We start from the raw sequence: 24,826 nt of genomic DNA on the forward strand, positions 1-24,826 counted from the left end.
CGGTCGCGTGCCGGCCGGGCGCCGCTCCCCGCGACCCCGGCCTTCACCGGCGGAGGAACCATCCATGACCACGCTCACCGCACCCCCCAAGACGGCACCACCACCCGTCCGTACCCGGAACTCCTCGAGCGCGGCGGCCAAGTGGAAGCGCCGCATCCCGCTGCTGCCCGCGCTGATCTTCACCATCGTCGTCACGCAGCTGCCCTTCGTGGCCACGTTGATCATCTCCACGTTCCAGTGGAACATCCTCAAGCCGGGGGAGAGGCACTTCGTCGGCCTCTCCAACTTCTCGTTCGTCTTCACCGACGAGCGGCTGCGCACGGCCGTGCTCAACACCGTCGTGCTCACCGCGTCCGTGGTGGTCATCAGCGTGATCCTCGGACTCGGGCTGGCGATGCTCCTCGACCGCCGCTTCGCCGGCCGCGGCCTTGCGCGCACGCTGCTCATCGCGCCCTTTCTCGTGATGCCGGTCGCGGCGGCGCTGCTGTGGAAGCACGCCATCTACAACCCCGACTACGGCCTGCTCAACGGCACCCTCAACGCCGTCTACCGGCTCTTCGGCGCGGACAACGGCCCCACGGTCGACTGGATCTCCTCCTACCCCATGCCGGCTGTCGTGGTGTCGCTGGTCTGGCAATGGACCCCGTTCATGATGCTGATCCTCCTGGCCGGCCTGCAGGCACAGCCAGGCGACGTGCTGGAGGCGGCCCGCATGGACGGCGCCTCCGCGCTGCAGACCTTCCGCCACATCACGCTGCCGCACCTGCGCCAGTACATCGAGCTGGGTGTCCTGCTCGGCACGATCTACGTAGTGCAGACCTTCGACGCGGTCTTCACCATCACCCAGGGCGGCCCCGGCTCCCAGACCACCAACCTGCCCTACGAGATCTACCTGACCATGTTCCGCAAGTACGAGTACGGCGAGGCAGCCGCCGCCGGTGTCATCGTCGTTCTCGGCGCGTTCGTCATCGCGACCTTCGCGCTGCGCACCATCGCGTCGCTGTTCCGCGAGGAGGCATCCCGATGACCACCGCTCACGCAGCAGTCGCCGCGCCCGGGGCGAGGCTCACAAAGCTCTTCCGCCGCAAGCAGGACCAGGGCGGTGAGCCCCGGCTTTCACCCCTGTGGACCTTCGTCGCCTGGCTGACCACCCTGGCGTTCTTCGCGCCGGTGGCCTGGATGGTCCTCACCTCCTTCCACCAGGAGGCCGACGCGGCCACCAATCCGCCCACCCCCTTCGCCGCCGTCACCTTTGACCAGTACAAACTCCTGTTCAGCCGGGACATCACCCCCTTCCTCCTCAACTCGGCCATGGCCAGCATTCTTTCGACGCTGCTCGTGCTCGCCCTGGCGGTGCCGGCGGCCTACGCGCTGTCCATCAAGCCGGTCGAGAAGTGGACCGACGTGATGTTCTTCTTCCTGTCCACCAAGTTCCTCCCGGCCATCGCGGCTCTCCTGCCGGTGTACCTGATCGTCAAGGACGCCGGGATGCTGGACAACGTGTGGACGCTGATCGTCCTCTACACCGCCATGAACCTGCCGATCGCGGTGTGGATGATGCGCTCCTTCCTCGCCGAAGTCCCCAAGGAGATCCTGGAGGCGGCCGAGGTCGACGGAGCCGGCCTGCTCACCGTGCTGTGGCGGGTCGTCGCACCCGTCGCCATGCCCGGACTCGCCGCCACCTCGCTGATCTGCTTCATCTTCAGCTGGAACGAGTTCATGTTCGCCGTGAACCTCACCGCGACGCAGGCATCCACCGCGCCCGTCTTCCTGGTCGGGTTCATCACCAACGAGGGCCTGTTCCTGGCCCGGCTGTGCGCGGCGGCCACCCTGGTCTCCCTGCCGGTCCTCATCGCCGGTTTCGCCGCCCAGGACAAGCTCGTCCGCGGCCTCTCCCTGGGAGCGGTGAAGTGAGGGCGGCCGTCATCACCCGGCCCGGCAGCGTCGAAATCGCCACCGTCGACGACCCCGCTCCCGGCCCGCGCGAGGTCGTCGTCGAGGTCGCGGCGACCGGACTGTGCGGCACCGACCTGCACATCCTCCAGGGGGAGTTCGCCCCGAAGCTGCCCATCATCCCCGGCCACGAGTTCGCCGGCGAGATCGTGGCCCGCGGCAGCGAGGTCACCGAACTCGCGCTCGGCGACCGGGTCGCCGTGGACCCGTCGCTGTACTGCTTCGAGTGCCACTACTGCCGCCGCGGCCACAACAACCTCTGCGAACGCTGGGCCGCCATCGGCGTCACCCACCCGGGCGCCGCCGCCGAGTACGCCGTGGCGCCCGCCGCCAACTGCGTACGACTGCCCGACCACGTGGACGTCCAGGACGCGGCCCTGATCGAGCCGCTGTCCTGCGCGGTGCGCGGCTACGACGTCCTGCGCAGCCGCCTCGCCTCCCGCGTGCTCGTCTACGGCGCCGGAACCATGGGCCTGATGATGCTCCAGCTCGCCAAGGCCACCGGCGCCGCGAGCGTCGACGTCGTCGACCTCAACGCCGAACGCCTGGCAACGGCATGGCAGTTGGGCTGCTCCGCCGGTGCCGCGTCCGCAGACGAGATCGACCCGCCGCATCACGGATGGGATCTGGTCGTCGACGCCACCGGCAACGCGAAAGCCATCCAGGACGCCCTCGGCCGGGTGGGCAAAGGCGGCACATACCTGCAGTTCGGGGTCGCCGACTACGCCGCCCGGGCCACCATCGAGCCGTACAGGATCTACAACCAGGAGATCACGATCACCGGCTCCATGGCCGTGCTGCACAGCTTCGAACGCGCCGCGGACCTCTTCGCCACCGGTGTCATCGACCCGCGCGTCTTCATCAGCGACCGCCTCCCGCTCGCGGCGTTCCCGGACGCCGTCGCCCGCTTCCAGGCAGGCATCGGCCGCAAGATCCAGATCCAGCCCGGCCTCGCCACCGCGTGAACGCCTGAACCGAACGGAATCCCCCCCATGACCGAGCAGATCCGCCGCGTCCTCGTCCGCTCCCTCGACGACATCACCCTCGAGGAGGTGCCCGCCCCCGTACCCGGGGACGACGAGCTCCTGCTGCGCACCACCGTCGTCGGCGTGTGCGGCTCCGACACCCATGCGGCGGCCGGCCACCACCCCTTCATCGACCTGCCCTACCGCCCCGGCCACGAGGCGGTCGGTGTCGTGGCAGTGGCAGGAAAGGGAGCTGAGGACTTCGCCCCCGGCGACCGGGTGATCATCGAGCCCAACCTCTACTGCGGCCGCTGCCCCCAGTGCCGCTCCGGCCGCTACAACATCTGCCAGGAACTGAAGGTGTTCGGCTGCCAGACACCCGGCGCCATGGCCGACCTGTTCACCATCCCGGCCGACCGAGTCCACCGGGTCCCCGACGGCATGACCGACATCGAGGCCGCACTCGTCGAACCCCTGGCCACCCCCGTGCACGCCGTGGCGAAGGCCGGCGATCTCACCGGACGGACGGTCGTCGTGCTCGGCGCCGGGCCCATCGGTCTCCTCGTCCTCGCCGCCGCCCGGCACGCGGGCGCCGCGAAGATCGCCGTCACCGACCTGCTGCCGGGCAAGCGGGACCGCGCCCTGCGTCTGGGAGCCGACACGGCCCTGCCCGCCGACGCCACCGACCTCGCCGGCCAGGCCCACGCGGCGCTCGGCGGACCGGCCGACGTGGTCTTCGACTGCGTGGCGCGCGAACAGTCCATCGCCCAGGCCACCGACCTGGTCACCAAGGGCGGCACGATCATCGTCGTCGGCGTCGGAGCCGCGGGGCCCACCCCGGTCCGCCTCGACCTGGTGCAGGACCGGGAGATCCGCATCGAGGGCACCCTGATGTACACCGGCGACGACTACCGCACCGCGATGTCCCTGATCGCGTCCGGCGCCGTCGACACCGCCGAGATCGTCACCGCCACCTACCCGCTTCAGGACGCCGCCAAGGCGTTCGCCGCGTCCGTCGACCCGGAGCAGGTCAAGGTACTGGTGACGGTGGACGGCCCCTAGCGGAGGGCCACGCGGGCGGAGACGCGGAGATGGACACAGACACCTACGTCGTACGGAGCAGCCGCCGCACGGGTGGCCCGAGGGCCGCGAGCCGGACGGGCCCCGCCCCGCACCGGCCCGTGTGGGAAACTGCGATACCGGAGCGAACGGGAAGGAGGGGCGCCGTGACCGCCCGAACGCGACTGTCACAGGCGGCCGTCGAGGAGCGGCGCCAGGCCGTCCTGCGGTATGTCGCCGACCACGGCGAGACCCGCATCGACGACCTCGCCCGGCACTTCGACGTCAGCCTGATGACCATGCACCGGGATCTCGACGACCTCACCGGGCGTCATCTGCTGCGCAAGGAACGCGGGCGGGCCGTCGCGTTCCCCGCCCTCACCATGGAGACCGCCACCCGCTTCCGTGAGAACAGCGCCCTCGCGGCCAAGAACGCGCTCTGCGCGGCCGCCGCAGGCCGGATCAGGCCGGGCAGCACGGTGCTCATGGAGGACTCGACCACCCTGTTCCCCCTGGTGCCGGCCCTGGCCGAGGTGGACCAGCTGCACGTCGTCACCAACTCCATCGGCCTCGCACAGCGCCTCGGATCCGCCGCCCCCGGGGCGAACGTCACCCTGCTGGGCGGCCACTACCGCGGCGACTTCAACTCCTGCACCGGGCCCACCGTCACCCGGGCCCTGTCCCGAATCCGGGCCGACCTCGCCCTGCTGTCCGCCACCGCCGTCCTGGAAGGACGCCTCTTCCACCCCCTGAACGACTACGTCGAGGTCAAGCTCGCCATGCTCGGCTCCGCCGAACAGGCGCTGCTCCTGGTGGACCACACGAAGTTCGGCAAGACCGCCACCTACGCGTACGGCACCGTGACCGACTACCACACCGTCATCACCGACACCGGAACCCCAGACACCGAACTCGCGGCCATACGCGACCTCGGAGTCCCCGTCGAGACGGTCGAACCCGAAGAGCCCTCCCTGTGATCCGCACCCTGTTCGAAACACCGAGTGCCTACCGCCCCAGCGATGCCGAGATGGCCGCGCCGGTGCCCCCGGTCCAGGCCGTCCTGTTCGACTTCAGCAACACCCTCTTCCAGATGATCGACCTGGAGACGTGGCTGCGCCGGGTCGGCTCCGCCGCCGGCCGTCTGGCTCTGCTGGACGAGCCCGGCGCGGTGGCCGGGATTTCCGACCAGTTGCGCGCCGCCTTCCGGCTGCCCTCCGTCGTAGCCCTACAGGAAGGCCGTGATCTCTCCTCCGCACAGCACCGCCGCGCCATGTGGGGATGGTGGGAGCAGGTGGACTTCCTGCGCGGCGCGGAGGAGGCGGCCTACCGGGAACTCACGGCCCCGGACGCCTGGGTTCCCTATCCCGACGCCGAACCGGTCCTGCGCGCCCTGCACCAGCGCGGACTGCGCGTCGGCATCGTCAGCGACTTCGCCTGGGACCTGCGCGTCCACCTCGTCCACCACGGGCTGGACGCCTTGATCGACACCTGCGTCATCTCGTACGAGCAGGGTCGCGAAAAGCCCGACCCGCAGCTGTTCCTCAAAGCCTGCGCCGACCTCGGCGCGGACCCCCGCGCCACCCTCATGGTCGGCGACAACCCGGTCCGCGACGGCGGCGCGGCCGCCTGCGGCCTGCGCACCTACATCCTGCCTGCGGAACACCGCACCGGTGAGCGCGGCCTGACGGATGTGCTGCGGCTCGTGGACTGACCGTGGTGATCCGCGGGCGTATGGGTACCCGCGCTGACGGATTGCTTGACGCCGTCGATGAAGGCATGGCGTATCTCCTCCTCGCGGCGGGCCCCCGAGCGGCGGGCGGCCTTGCAGCCCTCGGCGCGAGCGACCCCCACGTCGCGCACCAACCGAACCATGTGCGAAGGGGCGACCGGGAGGCGCCCTGCACGACTGGTACCTGGGATCCGACGACTGGGACTCCCCCCTCGGCGGCATCCAGATGCACGGCAAGTCCGACGCCGAGCAGATCCACGGCGAAGCGCCCCGCTGGGCCGGGGCCGTAGTCCCCGACATGCCCTTCGAGGTACTCGCCCACCAGGCGGTCGACTTCTGGCTGTGCGGAGACGACCTGCCCGTCGCCGAGAACCGCGTCACGCTCGACCGGGACGGCGGCATCCACCTGGCCCCGTGGCGGGGGAGACGCGAGCAGTAACGGCGACCCTTCCCGGTCACAGCACCAGCTCTGTGAGCCCTCTGCGTACCGACGACGCGGTCATGTCCCGCGCGGCTGACAGCACTGACCAAGAAGGGTACGGCTCCTTTCGAGGGAGCATGCTCCGTGACCGCGATGAAGTTGTCCTCAACTGCGCTGTCGGCGAGTAGGGCCGTTTTCGACCGTGCGGTGCAGCTCAGCGAGCACAACAAGTCCCTTGGCCTGAGGAAGGTTTACGCCACCCTCGCGAGGTCCGGGAGTAACTGGGGGAGGACCTGGTGACGCAGGAGGACGGCTCTGTCTCGGTGGCGCTGATCCAGGCCGAGTTCGACAAGCGGGGGTACGGGTGGGCGATCAGGACGCTGTCCTCTCTTGAGGAGGTGAACCGATCTCCTTCGCCACGTCCCACACACGTGCTCCGTCGTCGTAGCCCGCGGTGATGATCAGCGGTGGGCCCTGCGCCGGCCGGACCTGGCAGGCGGCGCGTACCCAGCCGTGGCCGCTGAGGAGGCCGGCGAGGCCCATGCCCAGGTCGCCGGCGCGCTCGCCGGTGGACGGGTCCCAGACGGCGGTGCCCGGTCCGTCACCGCCGGCGACGAGAAGCGTGCGGTCCCCGGCCTCCGCCTGGCACAGGGCGTACACGGGCCCGACTCCGGCGGTGAACGCCCGTGCCTCCTCCCGTGCCTCCAGGTCCCACAGCCGGACGACCCCGTCCCAGCCGGAGGAGGCGAGCAGGGCGCGGTCGCCGCCGGACACCTCGCACAGGGCCCACACGGCGCGTTTGTGCGCGGCGAGCTCCAGTGCCGCCTGCCCGGACTCGGCGTGCCACACGGTCACCGCGCCGTTGCCGTGCCCGGCCGCGAGCAGCGTCCGCCCGCCCGTACGCACCTGGCACAGGGAGAAGATCCACCCCCTCCGGGGACCGGTGTCGACCGTGCGCACCAGTCGGCCGTCGCGCGGGTCCCAGACGCGTATCGCGCCGTCCCGGCCCGCCGAGGCCAGCAGGTCGCGCCCCGAGACCCGCACCGTGCACAGCCCGTACACCCAGCCGCGGTGACCGGGGAGGGAGGCCACGAGCGCGCCCCGGTTCTCCAGATCCCAGAGCCGGACGACCCCGTCCCGGCCGCCGGACGCCAGCAGGGGCCTGCCGTCGACGTGGACCTCGCACAGCGTACGGATCCAGGTGCGCGAGTCCGTGAGGACCGCCGTGTCCTCGAGGGTGGCCGGGTCCGCGATCCGGATCACCTTGCGATGCCCGGAGTACGCCACGAGTCTTTGGCCGCCGACCGTGACCTCGCAGGCCGCCTCGAACGACGGCCTGAACTTGAACCGGCCGTCCGACCGCCGGACCACCCATACGACGATCAGGACGATCAGCAGGACGACCCCTGCCACTGTGCCGACGATCAACATCCGCCCTCCCCGAAATCCTGGAGCCTTCCTGATGCGGCAACGGCCGCGGCCCCTGGAGGACTTGATTTTTCCGTGTGCGTCGGGCCGGGACGATCGTGCTGTTACGTAGATCGGTTACGTAGTTTCCGCATCCGTTCGTCCGACCCGTCTCACCCGGACGAGGTTGCCCGTCCCACGTGGATCGACGCTCACCTGCTCGGGTCGACGGCTCGCCGTCGACGCGGTGTGAGATCGAAGACACGAACTCACAGGTTGTCAGTGGCGTACGACAAGATGTACGGGGGCACCAACTGTCGCGGGGGCGTGAGGGCATGACGACGGAACGGACACCGCTGGTCGGCAGAGAGGCGGAACTCGCGCGGCTGGACCGGCTGTTGGCGGATCTGGTGGGGGACGTGTCCGGCCGCCCGGCGGTGCTGGACATCGGCGGTGAGGCGGGCATCGGCAAGAGCAGGCTGGTTCACGAACTGTGCCTGGCCGCGACACGGCGCGGGGCGGCGGTGCTGCGCGGCCGGGCGACGGAGTACGAACACCACATCCCGTTCCAGCCGTTCACCGACGCCTTCTCCGACCTTGACCCGGAAGTCGTGGAGTCCTTCCCGGCGGCCTCCGAGGTCGCCCCGGTGCTCAGCGGCGCTCCCCGCAGCACCGACCGCTTCCACCTGCACCGGGCCACCGCCGCCCTGTTGACCCACGCCGCGGCGTCTGGGCTGGTCGTGGTCCTGGACGACATGCACTGGGCGGACGCCGCGTCGCTGGAACTCCTCGACCATCTCGTACGGCACCCCGTGCGCGCCCGCGTCCTGCTGGTCCTCGCCCGCCGTGACCGGCAGAGCCCCGCGGCACTCGCCGCGACCCTCACCCGCGGCACGGAGACCGGCACGGTACGGCGGACGGTCCTCGGCCCGCTCGGCGAGCGGGAGTGCATCGAACTGCTCACCCCCGACCTGGCACGCGACCAGGCCGTACGGCTCTTCACGGCGAGTGAGGGCAACCCGCTGTACCTGCTGACCCTGCTCCAGGCGCACCGCGAGGGCGCGTCGGTGAACCGGCTGTCCACGACCGGCCTCGGGGCGCTGCTGCTCGACGAGCTGACCCCGCTGACGCCGTCGCAGGGCCGGCTCGTCCAAGTGGTGGCAGCCCTGGGCGACCACGCCACGCCCGCGCTGCTCGGCCCGGTGACCGGCCAGGAGCCGGGGCAACTGACCGAGGACCTCGCCGTACTGACCCGGCGCGACCTGCTGCGCACCGGCACGCACGGGCGGATCGCACTGCGCCACCCCGTGCTGCGCAGCCTCGTCCGCGACGGCACCGACCCCTGGCTGCGCACGGAGACCCACCGGCTCGCCGGCGCCGAACTCGCCCGGACAGGCGCCCCACTGGCCGAGCGGGCGCACCACGCCGAGCAGTCGCTGTCCGGCTGGGACCCGCAGGCGGCGGCGGTGCTGGACGAGGCCGCCGAACAGGCCGCGCAGACGGCACCCGCGAGCAGCGCGCACTGGCTCGAGGTGGTGCTGCGGCAGCTGCCGCACACGCCGGAACACGCGGGCAGACGGCGCGAGTTGATGCTGCGGCGGGCCCGGGCGCTGGGCGTCGGCGGCCGGCTCCGGGAGAGCCGGGACCTGTTGCACCAGGTGATCGCCCTGCCCGACCCGGGCGACGGGACGGGGTCGCGGGCGTCCGCTGTCGTGCTGTGCGCCGTCATGGAGCGCCATCTGGGGCGTTACTCGGAGGCGGTCGCCCTGCTCCGCCGCGAGTTGCACCGTACCGATCCCGCGCCCTCGCTCGCCGACCAGGTGGCGCTGGGCCTGGAGCTGGGCTCCTCGGCCCCGCACGACACCTCGTACCAGACGGTGCGCTCCGAGGTGGCACACACCCTGGAGGTGGCCCGCTCCCTCGGGGACGAGACGGGGGTGGCGGGTGCGCTGAGCGTCGCGGCGCTGGGAGAGGCGTACGAGGGGGAGACGGCCTCGGCGGACGATTTCACCCGCCGGGCGGCGGCCCTCGTGGACTCGCTGCCGGACGGTGATCTGACCGGCGTGTGCGAGCCGCTGGTACGGCTGGCCTGGGCGGAGGCGTTCCTGGAGCGCTTCGCCGACGCCGAGCGGCACGCCGATCGCGGCCTGGCCATAGCCCGCCGAACCGGCCAGATCTACCTCCTGCCCCACCTTCTCCTGTGCAAGACACATGTGCGCACCCAGACCTGTCGGCTCGCGTCGGCGGTGGAACTGTCCGAGGAGGCCGAGGACATCGCCCGCGGCATCGGCAGTGACGAACTGCTCGCCTTCGTCCTCGCGACCAGGGCGCACGCCCTGGTCGACGCCTGCCCACCCGGCGATCCGCGGCCACTGGCCACCGCCGAGGAGGCGGTGGCCGCGGCGGGTCTGGGCGTCAACTGGTGGGCGTCCATCGCTTGGTGTGTACTCGGCTACGCGGCGCTCACCGCCGGCGATCCGGCTCGTGCCCGGGAGGCGGTGCTGCGTGCCGGCGGCCCCGGCCTGCGGCGGATGCAGCCCTCCATGCGTCCGCTGTTCCTGGAGGTCCTGGTGACCGCCGCCGTCACCATGGGTGACCTGGACGCGGCGAAGGACTGGGCCGAGCGGGCCCACGAGGAGGCCGAGCGGCTCGATCTGCCCGTGCAGCGTGCCTCGGCGATGCGCAGCGCCGCGCAGATACGCCTCGGTCTCGGTGACGACAGGGCGGCGGCGGACCTGTTCGTGGCGGCGGCCGACGAGAGCGCCCGCAGCGCAGCGGTCTTCTGGGAGGCGTTCTCCCTGCTCTTCGGCGCCTCCCTGCTGGCGGCGGACCCGGACGGCTCGCGGCGCGGGCAGGCGGCCTGGCACCGGGGGCGGCGGCTCGCCGTGGCCGGGGGCTGCGGGATGCTGACCGGTCTTGCCGACGCGGTCGGCCCGTCGGTGGCCGCCGCCGACGACGGGCCCGAGCGCCGCCTTGCCGAGCTGACCGCCCGCGAACGGGAGATCGCCGACCTCGTCGCCGACGGCCTCACCAGCCCGGCGATCGCCGAACGACTCTGCCTGAGCCGCCGCACGGTCGAGACCCACATCTCTCGGGTCTACCGCAAGACGGGAGTCTCATCGCGGGCAGCTCTGGCGGGCCTGATGGCGGGGCGCACGCCGATGCCTTCCTTGAGCGGATGAGCCACGCATGGTTCGAGCCGCGGACACCTGGATCCCGCACAACGCCTGCCGGTCAGGTATCCGCGTCCGGCTCTCCACCGGCCCCGGCTGGGGCAGCAACAGCTCGAACAACGACCGCAGTTCGTCCCAGACGATCCACGGACGCGACTCGATTCTCGATGCCGTGAGAGCCGTCCCGGGGAACCTGGGAATCTGGGCTGCCGTCCGGGCAGAACCCCGACCACACTCCGTCGGCGTCGTCGGCCTCCTCCAGGACCAGACCGGCGCGTCCGCAGCCCGTCCAGCCACTCGGCCGACAGACCCCGGACCGCAGGGAACCCGGGTGGAGGTCGCGGGGTGGTGCGGTGCCTGCGAGGCTGCCGTGTGCGGTGGCCGCGCTGATTGATGCGCTTCAATCAAGTCGACGGAGGAGACACATAGTCTCCCTGCGGACCGTCACCTCTCGGTGCAGCGTTTTCCCTGATCAGCCATCCTCTGCCTTGGAGTCCGCCTGCGCCGACCGGTCGGCCTGGCTGGCGGGCGCTCGCCGGTGTCGCGCCGGAGGTCCCGGCGGAGCTGTGCTGTGACCTGCTGTTATCGACACGCATGCGCACCCGGGGAGTCTGGTCGGACGCAATGGCTTAGAGCGCTTCAACGCACGTCAGGTATCCTGCGGCTTGTCCGCGACAGCCTGGTCACTGTGAGTGCCGTGCGGTCCGGGGTTGAATGAGACCGGAGGTCGAGGAGCGCTGTGGCAACCGCCCGTCCGCGAGTACAGGGGCATGCCAGTCCGAGCATGCAGGACGTCGCCGACGCCGCGGGCGTCTCGGTCGGCACCGTCTCCAACGTCCTCAACCACCCGTCGAAGGTGAGTCCCGCGACGGCACAACGCGTCCGGGAAGCCATCGGCCGACTGGGTTTCGTGCGCAATGACGCCGCCCGGTCGCTGGTGTCGGGATCGACCAACAGCGTCGGCATGGTGCTCGCCGACATCGAGAACTCCCTGTTCATCGACATGGCGCACGGCGCTCAGGACGCTGCCCGCGCGGCCGGCCAGAACCTGCTGCTCGCGAACACGGCGTGCGACATGTCGCTTCAGGACGACTATCTGGACCTCTTCGACGAGTCCAGGGTCACCGGCGTGCTGCTGGCTCCGATGGAGGACTCCTCGGCCGGCATCGCCCGCATCCGTTCGCACGGGCGCCAGGTCGTGCTTCTCAACTACGCGCCGAGACCGGGCACTTGCTGTTCGGTGCTGGTCAACAACGAGCACGTCGGATATCTGGCGGCCCGCCATCTCATCGACACCGGGCGCACCCGACTGGCCTACGTGGTGGCGCACGACGACTACCAGCCCGTGCGCGACAGGCGCAGGGGGGTGCGTGCGGCGGTCGAAGAGGCGGGAGGCGGCGTCACCCTGGAGGAGATCGACAGCGGCGGCCTGACCACGTCCCACGGACATGTGGTCGGGCAGGATCTCGCGCGGCGAGCCCCCGACGATCTGCCGGACGGCCTGATCGCCGTCACCGATGAGCTGGCCAACGCCATCATCCATGAGCTCCACACCGTGGCGGGGATCCGCGTGCCCGACCGGATCGCGGTCGTCGGCTGCGAGAACAACCGCGCGGCCGGCACCGCGGCGGTGCCGCTGACCGCGGTGGACATGCCGGGCCGGATGATGGGGCAGGAGGCGATCCGGTTGCTGATGGACGAGGTGGCTTCGGGTAACCAGCACCGTCATGCCACCGTGGTGTTGGAGCCCGAACTGATTGTCCGCGCGAGCGCACCGAGCTGATCCTCTGTGCCAGTGCACAGAGTTGAGATCGTCCGCGCCGGCCCACCGAGCTGATCGTCCGCGCCCGCCACCGAGCCGAGATCGTCCGCGCAGGCGCGGCGACGGTGCCACGCCCAAGCGCTCCGCCAGAGCTGCAGCGATGTTCTGTCGGGCTCCGCGGAACCATTGTGCCCGGGCCGGATTCCCCCGCGCTTCAGAGCGCTTCCTCAGCGCAGCGGACGTCGCCTGACCTGCGCACCCGTCCGTAATCCTGATCGCCCGCCATGCTGCAGCCCGTCACGCTGACCGGCAGACCGTCCCCTCACGCTCGTGGCAGCCCCGTCGGTCCGGGCGCCCTGACGAGGCGCAGATGCGGTTCGGAAACATCCCCGACAGATCCTTGACACACGCAGAAACGAGCCATAGGTTCCCGGCATCCCTCCATTGAAGCGTTTCAACGACCGCTCGCCGAGGAGCACCTGTGCACACCACCCTCAGAACCCGCCGTATAGCCCTCCTGGCAACCGCTGCCACCACGAGCCTGCTGCTCAGCGCCTGCGGCGGGGGAGGCACCTCCGGCAGTGACGTCAAGGCGTTCAGCCTCACCATCAACGACGACAACCACATCGTGCAGCAGGAGCTCACCACCCTGGGCAAGGGCTCGTGCGCGTCACAGAACAAGGCTCTGCCGCTGAAGATCCAGACGCTGCCGATAGGCAACGTCGACCAGAAGGTGCAGCTGCTCGCCGGCCAGAACGCCCTGCCGGTGCAGTTCGCGGCGGGAGGCACCCCGCAGCTCACCAAGACCCTCGACAAGGCCGGCCAGGTCCTCGACCTGGAGAAGACGCTCAAGGACCTCGGTGTCTGGGACGACCTCCAGCCGGCCGCCGTCAAGACCGTCGAGAACCTGTACGGCAAGTTCAACGTCATGCCCTACCAGTTCAACATCGAGGGCATCTGGTACAACAAGAAGCTCTTCGCCGACCACGGCATCGCCGTCCCGACCACATACGACCAGTTGGTTGCGGCTGCCGCGAAGCTCAAGGGCGCCGGTGTCACCGCGTTCTCCGCGGACGGCAAGGAAGGCTGGCCCCTCACCCGTCTGATCAGCGGCTACATCTACCGCGAACTCGGCCCGGACGCCCTGCAGGCGGTGGCGGACGGCAAGGCCAAGCTGACGGACCCCGCCTATGTGAAGGCAGCCCAGGCCATCGCCGACCTGGGCAAGGCGGGCTACTTCGGCAAGGGCGTCGGTTCGATCGACTATGACACGGCGGCGCAGCAGTTCCTGACCGGCAAGGCCGGGATGTACTACATGGGCAGCTGGGCGCTCGGCGACTTCAATGACAAGACCAAGAACAAGATCGGTGCGGACAACGTCGGCTTCATGCCGTTTCCGACCGTCGCGGGCGGCAAGGGCAGCGCGGACCAGATCCCGGCCAACGTCGGCCTCCCGGTCGCCGTCTCCGCGAAGTCCTACACCCCCGAGGTCGGCGACTGGCTCTCCTGCATCAGCAAGAACTACGGCGCGGCCTCGCTGAAGGACCAGGGCACGGTCTCCGGGTTCAAGCCCAACGGTGACACCGGCACGCTGCCTCCGCTCACCCAGACGGTGCAGGACACCATCACCAAGACCAAGACCAGCACCCTGTGGTTCGAGGCGCTCTTCAACACGAAGGCGACGGAGACCAGCCAGACGAACGCGGCGCCGCTCGTCAACGGCTCCCTCTCGGCCAAGGACTTCATGCAGAAGATCCAGGCGGATCTCGACAACGGCTGACCGCTCCCGCACCACCGTGATCCGCGCCAACCCCCTTCGTGAGAGAGCCGACATGCGTTCCGTTCTGGGAGACCGCCGTGCCATCGCCGTCCTGCTGGGCCCGGCGCTGCTGGTGTACACCCTGGTCATGCTGGTACCGATGGGCTGGTCCCTCGGTTACACCTTCTTCAAGGGCAACGTCATCGGGGGCTTCACCTTCGGGGGGCTCGGCAACTTCGACAAGCTCTGGCACGACCCGCAGGCGCACTCGGCGCTGTGGTTCACCTTCAAGTACGCGATCGCGGTCAGCGCCGGGCAGGTCCTCTGCGGGTACCTGCTCGCACTGCTCTACGTGTTCGTCCTGCGCAAGTCGTCCGCGCTCATCCGGACCCTGGTCTTCTTCCCGGTGATCCTGCCGACGGTCGCCGTGGCCCTGATGTTCCAGAAGCTCTTCGCCGTCGCACCGCAGAACGGCCTGGCCAACGTCGCCCTCGAAGGGCTCGGCCTCCACCACGGCGACTGGTTCGCCGGCGCGGGCGGATCGTTCATCGTCCTGGTCGGCATGGATGTATGGCGATCCATGGGCTTCTACGGTGTCCTCATCTTCGCCGGGCTCCTCGACATCCCCGACGAGACCCTCGAGTCGGCGCGGATGGACGGCGCCACCGGATGGCGGCTGATCCGGCACATCGTCCTGCCGCTGTCCGCGCCCGTGCTGTTGTCGTCGGTCGTCTTCAGCATCAACGGCACCCTCAAGGTGTTCGACTCGGTCCTCGCCCTGACCAACGGCGGACCGGGCAGCGACACGACGCCGCTGACCCTCTACATGTTCCGCACCGCGTTCTCCTACGGCGACTACGGCTACGGCAGCACCATCGCCTCGCTGCTCACCGTCGTCTGCCTCGGCGTCTCCCTCATCATCTTCCGCTTCTCGCGCCGCGACCTGACCAAGGGCTGAACCTCCATGACCGACACGATGACGGCACCACCGCGGGAACTCCTGCCCAGCCCGCGGCCGGCCACCGTCCGAGGGCGGGCGCATGCCCGGCGCTTGACGCGCAACCTGCTCGTCGCCCTGCTGGTGGTCGTCGAGGTGACGCCGCTGCTGTGGCTGGTGCTCAGTTCCTTCAAGACCCAGTCCGAGTTCGTGAACGACCCCGCTTGGTCGCTGCCGAGGAAGTGGGACCTGCAGAACTACGCCGACGCGTGGACGAGCGGGAACGTCGGCCTCTACATCCGCAACAGCCTCCTGGCCACCGTGCCCTCGCTCGCGCTCATCATCGTCCTCGGCACGGCTGCCGGCTTCGCCCTGGAGGTGATGATCTGGCGGGGACGCCACCAGGTCCTCCTCGTTTTCCTGCTGGGCATCATGGTGCCCAGCCAGATGATCCTGCTGCCCCTGTTCCGGGTGTACTTCCAGAGCGGGCTCTCCGGCACGATGTGGCCGCTGATCATCACCTACACCGCGGTCGGCCTCCCGCTCACCGTCTTCATGATGGCCACCTACTTCCGGGCGGTCCCGCGCGAGATGTTCGAGGCCGCCACCCTCGACGGGGCGAGCATTCTCACCTCGTTCTGGCGGATCGGATTCCCCGTCGTCCGCAACGCCGTCTTCACGGTCGCGCTGGTGCAGTTCTTCTTCATCTGGAACGACCTGCTCGTCTCGCTCACCTTCACCACCGACGACAGCCTGCGCACCGTCCAGGTGGGACTGCTCAACTTCACTGGTCAGTACGGAGAGACGGCCTACGGGCCGCTGTTCGCCGCGATCAGCATCAACGTCGTTGGCGCCCTCGTTCTCTATCTGCTCATCAACCAGCGCATCATCAAGGGCCTGACCGCCGGGGCGGTGAAGGGATGAGCGACGAGCGGATACCCGCGGTGGCCGTCCCGACCGTGGAACATCACCGGGAGCCAATCGGCATCGGCGAGTCGTCGCCCCGGATCTCCTGGAAGACCACAGCACCTGTCGGCTGGACGCAGCACGCGTACCAACTCAAGGCCACCCGCGCCGATGGGACGTACCGCACGGACTGGCTGACCTCGCCTGACTCCGTGCTCGTCCCCTGGCCCCTGCGGCCACTGACGTCCCGGGAAGCCTGTGAGCTCCGGGTGCGGGTCCGCGGAACCGACCAGGCGGCCAGTGACTGGAGTCCACCGCTGCGGATCGAGACGGGCCTGCTGACACCGACGGACTGGACGGCCCGCGCGATCTCGCCGCACGAGCCACACCGACCAGCGAAGTCGGTGGCCGAGCGCCGACCGCCCCTGCTGCGCACGGAGTTCACCGCCGGCGCGGACATCGAGCGCGCACGGCTGTATGTCACCGCCCACGGCCTCTACGAGATCGAGATCAATGGCCGACGGGTCGGCGACCACGCCCTCGCGCCCGGCTGGACCAGCTACCACCATCGGCTGCGCTACCAGACCCACGACGTCACCGAGCACCTGCGCGCCGGTGCCAACGCCATCGGCGCGTGGCTGGCCGACGGCTGGTACCGCGGGAGGCTGGGCTTCGGCGGCGGCCACGCCGACCTCTACGGCGACCGGGTCGCGCTCCTCGCCCAACTGGAGATCGTCCACCGCGACGGAACCGTCACCGTCGTCGGCACCGACACCTCCTGGCGCGCCGGCCAGGGCCCCATCCTTTCCTCGGGCCTGCTCGACGGCGAGACCTACGACGCACGCGAGGAACGGCCCGGCTGGTCGAGTCCCGGGTTCGACGACGGCCACTGGTCACCGGTGGACATCGTCGACCGGGACCGGGCGACCCTGGTCGCACCCACCGGCCCACCGGTGCGCTGCACGCAGGAGATCACCCCTGTCCTGGTGACCGCTCTCGACGGCGACCGGCTCCTGGTGGACTTCGGACAGAACCTCGTCGGCAGGGTCCGCATCACCGTGTCCGGTCCGGCCGGGCACACCGTCGTCATCCGCCACGCCGAGGTGCTCCAGGACGGAGAGCTGTGCGTACGCCCCCTGCGCGACGCCGAGTCCACCGACCGGTACACCCTGCGCGGCGGCGCCCCCGAAACCTGGGAGCCGCGCTTCACCCTCCACGGCTTCCGGTACGCCGAGATCACCGGCTGGCGCGGCAGCGGCTTCCCGGGCCGCGACATCGTCGCCCGCGTCCACCACACCGACATGGCCCGCACCGGCTGGTTCGAATGCTCCAACGAGCAGGTCAACCGCCTGCACGAGAACGTGGTGTGGAGCCTGCGCGGCAACTTCGTCGACCTTCCCACCGACTGCCCGCAGCGCGACGAGCGGCTCGGCTGGACCGGCGACATCCAGGTCTTCGCGCCCACCGCCGCCTTCCTGTACGACTGCCACGGCATGCTCGCTTCCTGGCTGCGCGACGTCGCCGTCGAACAGCACGAGGACGGCACCGTCCCCTGGTACGTCCCCGAGATCCCGGGAGGCGAGCAGTGGACCCCCGCCAGACCGGGCGCCGGCTGGGGCGACGTCGTGGCACTCACCCCCTGGGATCTCTACCGGGCCTCGGGCGACACCGCTCTGCTCGCCGCCCAGTACGACAGCGCACGGCGCTGGGTCGACCTCATCACCGAACTCGCCGACGCGTCGGGCCTGTGGAACCACGGCTACCAACTCGGCGACTGGCTCGACCCGTTCGCGCCCCCCGAGGACCCCGGCGCCGGCCGCACCGACCGCCACCTCATCGCCACGGCCTACTACGCCTGGTCCCTGCGGCACGTTGCATGGACCGCCGACGTCCTGGGACGTGAGGACGACCGGGACCGCTACGGAGAACTCGCGCGACGCGTCCAACAGGCGTTCACCGACGCGTATGTGCTGCCCGGCGGCCTGATGACCAGCGACACCCAGACCGCCTACGCCGTCGCCCTGCAGTTCGACCTCCTCCCCGACGCCGCGTCCAGGGTCGCCGCGGGACACCGCCTGGCCGAACTGGTCGCGGCGGGCGGGCACACCATCCAGACCGGCTTCATCGGTACGCCGCTGGTGGCCCCCGCGCTGAGCGCCACGCACCATGACGACACCGCCTACGGTCTGCTGCTCCAGCAGGAGTGCCCTTCGTGGCTGTACGCGCTCAAGCACGACGCCACGACCATCTGGGAGCGCTGGGACAGCATGCTGCCCGACGGCACCGTCAATCCCGGCGAGATGACCTCGTTCAACCACTACGCCCTCGGCGCCGTCGCCCAGTGGCTGCACAGCACCGTCGCCGGGCTCGACGCGAGCACTGCGGGCTACCGCGACATCGTCTTCCGGCCACGCCCGGGCGGCGGCCTCACCTGGGCGGGCGCCGCCCACGAATCGCCGTACGGGCGCGTGGCCATCCGGTGGGAGCTTAGGGATCCGGATCTCACCGTGGAGACGACCGTGCCCACGGGGGCCACCGGACGGATCGAGTGGCCCGACGGAGGCGTGAGCACCCTGCCGACCGGGACCACCACCACCCGACGCCCGTATCCGGGCTCCGGCTCACACTGACCCGTTCATGATCCCGGCCGATTCGACCCGACACCCCGCGAAACAAAGGAGTCTCGCATGAGCAGCCCTCACGCCGCCGATGAGTCCCGTACCGGAATACGCAGACCTCGTCAGCGTTCCGTCCTCGCCACGATCGTCGTCACCCTCCTGACCGTTCTCGGCCTGATCACCGCATCCCCCACACAGGCACTCAGCGGTGATCTCCGCATGCACGACCCGAGCGTCATCAAGGTGGGCAGCTGCTACTACGGCCTCTCCACCGGATTCGAGAACGACCCGCTCAACCCGAGTGGATCCATCACCCTCCGCAAGACGTGCGCCGGCACCGCGGCCTCCGGATGGACCAAGGTCGGCAACATCTGGTCGTCGACCCCGTCCTGGATCACCGCAAAGCTCGGTGCGACGCCGCCGAACATCTGGGCCCCGGACATCACGTACTTCAACGGCGTCTACCACCTGTACTACGCCGGTTCGCTCTGGGGTTCGAACTACGCCGTGATGGGTCTGGCCACCGCCAGGAACATCGAGGGCCCCTGGACCGACCAGGGCATGGTCACGGACGTCAACTACCCGATCGACCCGAACGTGACGCAGGGTGCCGACGGCCGGCTCTACATCTCCTGGGGCTCATGGACCGGCAGCGGTACGTACCTGCACGTCCTGGACCGGTCCACGGGCAAGTTGTCCACCACCGACAACAACCTGTGGCACATCGCCGTCGGCATCGAGAACCCGACGATCATCCGCGACGGCGGCCACTACTACCTCTTCGGCTCCAAGGGCAACTGCTGCAGCGGCGTCAACAGCACCTACTACACCGTGGTCGGCCGGTCCAGCAGGATCACCGGGCCGTACCTGGACCAGAACGGCACCGACATGGCATCCGGCGGCGGGACAACCGTCCTGACCGGCGCCTACCCCAAGGTCGCCGCCGGCGGCGCCGACGCGTACGACGACGGCCCGTCCACGTTCCTCGCCTACCACTACTACGACGGCGACAACTCCGGGCAGGAGACCCTCGACATCCGGCGGGTGACCTTCGCTGGCGGCTGGCCGGTCATCGCCGGTCCGCTCGGGGCCTCGAACAACCACCTGCTGAACCGCAACAGCGCGAAGTGCGCGGACGTCTGGTTTCTGAGTACGGACGACGGGGCGGCGGTGAACTCCGGCAACTGCAATTCCGGGGCCAACCAGCAGTGGGCGCCCACCGCCGTGGGCTCCAGGTACGAACTGGTCAATGTCAACAGCGGCAAGTGCCTGGAGATCTCCGGCGCTTCCACCGCGGACGGTGCGGTGGCCGTCCAGTCGACGTGCACCGGGGCCCGGCACCAGCTGTGGACGAGGAAGGCGGTGATCGGCGGCTACGTCACCTTCGCCAACGTGCGCAGTGGCAAGTGCCTGGAGGTCGCCGGGGCGTCGGCCGACAACGGCGCGGCCCTGGACCAGACGAAGTGCACCGCCGACGCGAACCAGCAGTGGATGGTCGTCTGACGCGCAGGGTGACCGCCTTGCGGCGGGGACTCGGGGCGGGCCGTGCACCTCGGTCCGCCCCGAGTCCTTTGCCCCAGGCCGCGGTCAGCTGACGGGGGAGGAGGCGGGCAGGTCCTGGTCGGCGGCCCAGGACGCGAGGATGCGCAGTCGTTCGTGGGTGGGGGAGCCGGGTGCGGCGGTCCAGACGGTCAGATTCTGGTCGGGGTCCGTGTTGGCGGTGAGGGTGTCCCAGTCCAGGACGAGTTCGCCGACGACGGGATGGTTGAGGGTCTTCGTGCCCACGGTGCGGGCGGCGACATGGTGGTCGCCCCACCAGCGGGCGAACTGCTTGTCGCGCAGGGACAGTTCACCGACCAGCTCGATCAGGCGGGGGTCCTCGGGATACTTCGCGGCCTCCATGCGCAGTTGGGCGACGGCGATGTGCGCGGAGCTCTTCCAGTCGGCGTACAGGGTGCGCATGGCGGGGTCGGTGAAGATGATCCGCGGGTAGTTGCGGTGCTTTTCCGTGATGCTGGAGAAGTCGGTGACCAGTGCGGCGGCCAGCGCGTTCCAGGCCAGAATGTCCCCGCGCCGGCCCTGCACGATGGCCGGGGTGGCGGTGAGGTCGTCCAGGACCCGCTGCAGCTGCGGCTGGACCTTCTGCCGTCCGCGGCGCCGGGTGCGGGTGGTGGTCTTGCCGGCGAGCTGGAAGAGGTAGCCCCGCTCGTCGTCGTCCAGATGGAGTACCTGGGCGAGGACGTCCAGCACGGGCGCCGATGCCTGCATACGGCCCTGCTCGAGACGGGTGTAGTAGTCGGTGCTGATGCTGGCGAGCTGGGCGACCTCCTCGCGGCGCAGCCCGGCCACCCGGCGGGGCTTGCCCGTCTCGGGGAGGCCGACCGTGCGCGGACTCAGCTCGGAACGGCGCTTCTTGAGGAATTCTCCCAGCTCGTTGAGGGGAACGTTGGCGGTCATGCTTCCCAGGATGACACCGGTTCCACTCGGGAAAGGGGGGAGAGTTTACTCCCAGGATGTTCTCCTCCCAGGATTAATTCCTCCGCTTTTCGCACCTGCCCTCGCGTGTGAGGCTCGATCATGAGCAGTCGCGTTCCTCACGACGGCTGCGGCTCACCGATCCCCGCACCGAATGGAAGACCCCATGCGCGGAGCAGTCATTCACGCCCCCGGCGATGTGCGCTTCGAGACCCTGGACGACCCGAAGATCAGCCGGCCCACCGACGCCGTCATCCGTACGGTCGCCACCTGTGTGTGCGGCTCGGACCTGTGGCCCTACCGCGGCGCCGAACCCATCGGTGACCCGCACCCGATGGGGCACGAGTACGTCGGCATCGTCGAGGAGGTCGGCAGCCAGGTCGCCAACGTCAGGCCGGGCCAGTTCGTCGTCGGGTCGTTCGCGACCTCGGACAACACCTGCGCCAACTGCCGTAACGGCTGGCAGTCCTCCTGTCTGCACCGCGAGTTCATGAGCACCTGTCAGGCCGACTACGTGCGCATCCCCAACGCCCACGGCACCCTGGTCGCCACCGACGAGCACCCGTCCGGCGACGAGCGCCGCGCCATCAAGACCCTGCTCAAGCCCTGAGCGCAGACCCGTCCACACCCGCGGACGCATTGACGCGGTACGGCCGCAGGACCGGCAACCACCCCGCTCGCACAAGGACTGACATGACGACCTTCGCCCTCATCGGTGCCGGACCCGGCCTCGGGCTCGCCACCGCCCGCCGCTTCGGAGCCGCCGGCCACGCCGTCGCCCTCATCGCCCGCGACGCGGAGAAGCTGGACGGTCTGACAGCCGACCTCGCCCGTGACGACGTCCAGGCGCGCGGCTACCCGGCCGATGTCCTCGACATCGAGTCGCTGACCACGGCTCTGTACGCAGCCGCGACCGACCTGGGCGCCGTCGAGATCCTCCAGTACAGCCCCGTGCCCCGCGCCGACTTCATGAAGCCGGTCCTCGACACGAGCGCCGACGGCCTGGACGCCCCGCTCGCCTTCTCCGTCAAGGGCCCCGTCACCGCGGTGCACGCCGTCCTGCCCGGCATGCGCGAACTCGGCCGCGGCACCCTCCTGTTCGTCAACGGCGGCAGCGCCGTACGCCCCAACCCGAACGTCGCCGGCACCTCGATCGCCTTCGCCGCCGAGAGCGCCTACGCCCGCATGCTCCACGACACGCTCGCCCCGGAGAACATCCACGCCGCCCAGCTGATCATCCCCGGCGCCATCCGGCCCGACGCCGAGCACAGCAGCCCCGACGTGCTGGCCGAGCGCCTGTACGACATCCACCAGCAACGGGACGGCTTCCGCCACTACGCCGAGCCCCTGCCCGACTGATGACCGGACGACACCATGAACTCGGCCACCCTCCGTGTCCTCGCCCGCGCCGCCATGGCCACCACTGTCCTGCTGGCCGCGGCGGCCTGCGGCGACACCTCGCCGGCCACCCCGCACAAGACATCCTCCGCGTCCTCCGCCCGGCAGCAGACACCGACGGCCGAGGCACGCACCACACCGTCCGACAGGAACACCGCCATGGACATCCGGGTCACCCTCGACGGCCGCCCCGTCGACGCCGCCCTGAACGGCAGTCCCGCCGCCAGCGACTTCGCCGAACTGCTCCCGCTCACACTGGATCTGAAGGACTTCCACCAGACGGAGCGGATCGCCGACCTGCCGCGCAGGCTGACCACGTCGGGCGCTCCCGAGCCGCGCGCCCCAAAGGCCGGCGACCTGACCTACTACGCGCCCTGGGGCAACCTGGCCCTCTTCTACCGCGATGGCGACTCCGCCAACGCCGACCTGCTCATCCTCGGCCACATCGACGCCGACGCCGACCGGCTTGCCGGGGCCGATCGGATCACCATCGAAGCCGCGCCCTGACCCCCACCGTCCGTCCACCGCCGCGACGGCCTCAGTCACCACGACGATCCGCCGAAATCCACGCAAGGAGAGACCCCGCGTATGCCTTCCGCGTCCGGGACCACCCCCGGCAAGCTCCCCGTCGTCGTCTGGGTGCTCGCTGCCGGCACGTTCCTGATGGGGACCACCGAGTTCGTGGTCGCCGGCCTGCTGCCGGAGCTGGCCGGTGACCTCGGAGTCAGCGTCTCCCACGCCGGCCTGCTGATCACCGCCTTCGCCCTCGGCATGATCGTCGGTGCGCCGACCATGGCCATGGCGACCCTGCGCCTTCCCCAGCGTCAGACGCTGATCCTGGCCCTGTCCGTGTTCTGCCTGGGACATCTGGTCGCCGCCCTCAGCACGTCCTTCACGATCGTCCTCGCCGCCCGGGTCGTCACGGCCCTGGCCACCGGGGCGTTCTGGTCCGTCGGGTTCGTCGTCGCCACCACCGCCGCGGGACCGCACAACGCCACCCGCGCCACGGGCGTCATGATCGGCGGCCTGACCCTGGCCAACGTCGTCGGCGTGCCGATCGGCTCGTTCGCCGGCCAGTTCACCGGCTGGCGCGGCCCGTTCTGGGCGCTGGCCGTCCTCTCCGGGCTCGGCGCCGCGTTCATCGGCCGCTTCATCCCGGCCCGGGAGCAGCGCGTCGAGGTGTCCCTGCGGGCCGAGGTCCGGGCTCTGCGGCAGGGGCGGCTGTGGCTGGCGCTGGGCGCCGCGATGCTCATCATGGGCGGGGTCCTGGCGACGTACACCTATGTCACGCCGCTGCTGACCGACCGCGCGGGCATCCCCGAAGGCGCCGTACCGCTCGTTCTCATCGCCTTCGGCGTCGGCGCCCTGGGGGGCACCACCACGGGAGGCCACCTGGGTGACCGGCGTCCGATGGCCACCACCATCCCGGCCGCCGCGGCCACCGCTCTGGTCCTGTTCCTGATGATCCCGCTGTCCGGCAACCCGGTCACGGCCACCCTCCTCGTCTTCCTCATGGGCCTGACCGGTTTCACGGTCAACCCGGTCGTCACCGCGCTGGCCATGCGCTTCGCGGGCGACGCGCCCACCCTCACCTCGTCGCTGACCACGTCCGCCTTCAACACCGGTATCGCCGCCGGTTCGCTGATCGCCGGTACGGCCCTGGACTCCTCCCTCGGCCTGACCGGCCCGCCCCTGGTCGGCACCGTGATCGCCGCCCTGACGCTGCTGCCCCTCATCGCCCTCGCCGTCCACGGCTCGTCCGGCAAGGGCCGGATCGTGGCCCGCAGCAGCGCGCCCACGCAGACGCCACGCGGCGAGGCCGCGCAGGTGCCGTCGCAGCACTGACTCGTGCCTGGATCCGCGTACACCCTGAAGGGACATCATCAAGTGAATCCCACCTACGACTTCACCGGCGAGGTCGCCTTCGTCACCGGCGCCGGCGCCGGTATGGGCCTGGCTACCGCCCGCGCGTTCGCCGCGTCCGGAGCCGCCGTCGCCCTCACCGACATCGACGAAGCGGCCTTGAAGGCGGCCGTGAAGGAACTCACCGACGCCGGCCACCGGGCCCTCGCCCTCACCTGTGACGTCAGCGACGAGGACCAGGTCGCCGCCGCCGTCGACCGCACCGTGGAGACCTTCGGCCGTCTCGACATGGCCTACAACAACGCGGGCGTCCAGATCCCGCCCAGCGACGCCGCCGAGGAACCCGCCGAGAGGTTCGACCGCGTCAACGCCGTCAACCTCCGCGGTGTCTGGGCCTGCAT

At 70.2% G+C, this 24,826-nt stretch carries 19 protein-coding genes and 2 pseudogenes; 19 read left to right on the top strand and 2 right to left on the bottom strand.

The genetic code is table 11. The annotated features are described in order from the left end of the window. The first annotated feature begins 64 nt into the window (after positions 1 to 64). The 7 genes and pseudogenes from ACIBJB_RS13405 to ACIBJB_RS13435 form a co-directional block, all read left to right on the top strand. Positions 65 to 1,027, top strand: coding sequence for a carbohydrate ABC transporter permease (locus tag ACIBJB_RS13405; RefSeq protein WP_398929775.1), 963 nt, complete (start codon positions 65 to 67; stop codon positions 1,025 to 1,027). After that, positions 1,024 to 1,914, top strand: coding sequence for a carbohydrate ABC transporter permease (locus ACIBJB_RS13410; protein ID WP_398929777.1), 891 nt, complete (start codon positions 1,024 to 1,026; stop codon positions 1,912 to 1,914). Before ACIBJB_RS13405 ends, ACIBJB_RS13410 begins: the two co-directional genes overlap by 4 nt. After that, the gene (locus tag ACIBJB_RS13415; protein WP_398929779.1) at positions 1,911 to 2,918 is read left to right on the top strand and encodes a zinc-dependent alcohol dehydrogenase family protein; all 1,008 of its coding nucleotides are present in this window, start codon (positions 1,911 to 1,913) and stop codon (positions 2,916 to 2,918) included. Before ACIBJB_RS13410 ends, ACIBJB_RS13415 begins: the two co-directional genes overlap by 4 nt. Before the next feature lie 27 nt (positions 2,919 to 2,945). Further along, positions 2,946 to 3,980 (top strand): zinc-binding dehydrogenase, encoded by a 1,035-nt coding sequence (locus ACIBJB_RS13420; protein WP_398929781.1) that lies wholly within the window; start codon positions 2,946 to 2,948, stop codon positions 3,978 to 3,980. Positions 3,981 to 4,144: 164 nt separating this feature from the next. Continuing rightward, positions 4,145 to 4,954 carry a DeoR/GlpR family DNA-binding transcription regulator gene (locus tag ACIBJB_RS13425; RefSeq protein WP_398929783.1) on the top strand — a complete coding sequence of 270 codons (810 nt, stop codon included), beginning with the start codon at positions 4,145 to 4,147 and terminating at the stop codon, positions 4,952 to 4,954. Next, on the top strand, positions 4,951 to 5,688 hold the full coding sequence (locus tag ACIBJB_RS13430; RefSeq protein ID WP_398929785.1) for an HAD family hydrolase: 738 nt from the start codon (positions 4,951 to 4,953) through the stop codon (positions 5,686 to 5,688). Before ACIBJB_RS13425 ends, ACIBJB_RS13430 begins: the two co-directional genes overlap by 4 nt. Before the next feature lie 184 nt (positions 5,689 to 5,872). After that, positions 5,873 to 6,118 (top strand): annotated as a pseudogene (locus ACIBJB_RS13435) (dehydrogenase); the annotation flags it as partial. Positions 6,119 to 6,499: 381 nt separating this feature from the next. Here the strand turns inward: ACIBJB_RS13435 and ACIBJB_RS13440 are convergent. After that, entirely contained in the window at positions 6,500 to 7,558 is a 1,059-nt protein-coding gene (locus ACIBJB_RS13440; RefSeq protein WP_398929787.1) for a WD40 repeat domain-containing protein, read from the bottom strand. Positions 7,559 to 7,869: 311 nt separating this feature from the next. Here ACIBJB_RS13440 and ACIBJB_RS13445 point away from each other — a divergent pair, with 311 nt between their 5' ends. From ACIBJB_RS13445 to ACIBJB_RS13475, 7 genes are all read left to right on the top strand, one after another. Further along, positions 7,870 to 10,716: an AAA family ATPase gene (locus ACIBJB_RS13445; protein WP_398929789.1), complete on the top strand. Its 2,847-nt coding sequence runs from the start codon at positions 7,870 to 7,872 to the stop codon at positions 10,714 to 10,716. A 775-nt stretch (positions 10,717 to 11,491) separates the two neighbouring features. Next, positions 11,492 to 12,490 carry a LacI family DNA-binding transcriptional regulator gene (locus tag ACIBJB_RS13450; protein WP_398929791.1) on the top strand — a complete coding sequence of 333 codons (999 nt, stop codon included), beginning with the start codon at positions 11,492 to 11,494 and terminating at the stop codon, positions 12,488 to 12,490. Positions 12,491 to 12,950: 460 nt separating this feature from the next. Next, complete coding sequence (locus tag ACIBJB_RS13455; RefSeq protein ID WP_398929793.1) at positions 12,951 to 14,249, top strand: ABC transporter substrate-binding protein; 1,299 nt, start codon at positions 12,951 to 12,953, stop codon at positions 14,247 to 14,249. A gap of 52 nt (positions 14,250 to 14,301) precedes the next feature. Continuing rightward, positions 14,302 to 15,186 (top strand): carbohydrate ABC transporter permease, encoded by an 885-nt coding sequence (locus ACIBJB_RS13460; protein WP_398929795.1) that lies wholly within the window; start codon positions 14,302 to 14,304, stop codon positions 15,184 to 15,186. A 6-nt stretch (positions 15,187 to 15,192) separates the two neighbouring features. Continuing rightward, positions 15,193 to 16,089 (top strand): carbohydrate ABC transporter permease, encoded by an 897-nt coding sequence (locus ACIBJB_RS13465; protein WP_398929797.1) that lies wholly within the window; start codon positions 15,193 to 15,195, stop codon positions 16,087 to 16,089. After that, positions 16,086 to 18,701, top strand: coding sequence for a family 78 glycoside hydrolase catalytic domain (locus ACIBJB_RS13470; RefSeq protein ID WP_398929799.1), 2,616 nt, complete (start codon positions 16,086 to 16,088; stop codon positions 18,699 to 18,701). The genes ACIBJB_RS13465 and ACIBJB_RS13470 overlap by 4 nt, the downstream gene beginning before the upstream one ends. Positions 18,702 to 18,758: 57 nt before the next feature. Continuing rightward, positions 18,759 to 20,192: a family 43 glycosylhydrolase gene (locus ACIBJB_RS13475; RefSeq protein ID WP_398929801.1), complete on the top strand. Its 1,434-nt coding sequence runs from the start codon at positions 18,759 to 18,761 to the stop codon at positions 20,190 to 20,192. A gap of 84 nt (positions 20,193 to 20,276) precedes the next feature. On the opposite strand, the gene ACIBJB_RS13480 is transcribed toward ACIBJB_RS13475, so the two are convergent. After that, entirely contained in the window at positions 20,277 to 21,146 is an 870-nt protein-coding gene (locus ACIBJB_RS13480) for a helix-turn-helix domain-containing protein (RefSeq protein ID WP_398929804.1), read from the bottom strand. A gap of 184 nt (positions 21,147 to 21,330) precedes the next feature. Here ACIBJB_RS13480 and ACIBJB_RS13485 point away from each other — a divergent pair. The 5 genes and pseudogenes from ACIBJB_RS13485 to ACIBJB_RS13505 all read left to right on the top strand — a co-directional run. Further along, positions 21,331 to 21,732 (top strand): annotated as a pseudogene (locus ACIBJB_RS13485) (alcohol dehydrogenase catalytic domain-containing protein); the annotation flags it as partial. A 125-nt stretch (positions 21,733 to 21,857) separates the two neighbouring features. Continuing rightward, entirely contained in the window at positions 21,858 to 22,523 is a 666-nt protein-coding gene (locus ACIBJB_RS13490) for an SDR family oxidoreductase (RefSeq protein WP_398929806.1), read from the top strand. A 15-nt stretch (positions 22,524 to 22,538) separates the two neighbouring features. Further along, complete coding sequence (locus ACIBJB_RS13495; RefSeq protein WP_398929808.1) at positions 22,539 to 23,069, top strand: cyclophilin-like fold protein; 531 nt, start codon at positions 22,539 to 22,541, stop codon at positions 23,067 to 23,069. Positions 23,070 to 23,150: 81 nt separating this feature from the next. Then, positions 23,151 to 24,407 carry an MFS transporter gene (locus tag ACIBJB_RS13500; RefSeq protein ID WP_398929810.1) on the top strand — a complete coding sequence of 419 codons (1,257 nt, stop codon included), beginning with the start codon at positions 23,151 to 23,153 and terminating at the stop codon, positions 24,405 to 24,407. 42 nt (positions 24,408 to 24,449) lie between these two features. Continuing rightward, on the top strand, positions 24,450 to 24,826 hold a 377-nt coding region (locus ACIBJB_RS13505), incomplete at its 3' end, for an SDR family NAD(P)-dependent oxidoreductase (protein ID WP_398929812.1).

It is taken from the genome of Streptomyces sp. NPDC050759 (assembly GCF_044456945.1).
Classification (GTDB): Bacteria; Actinomycetota; Actinomycetes; order Streptomycetales; family Streptomycetaceae; genus Streptomyces.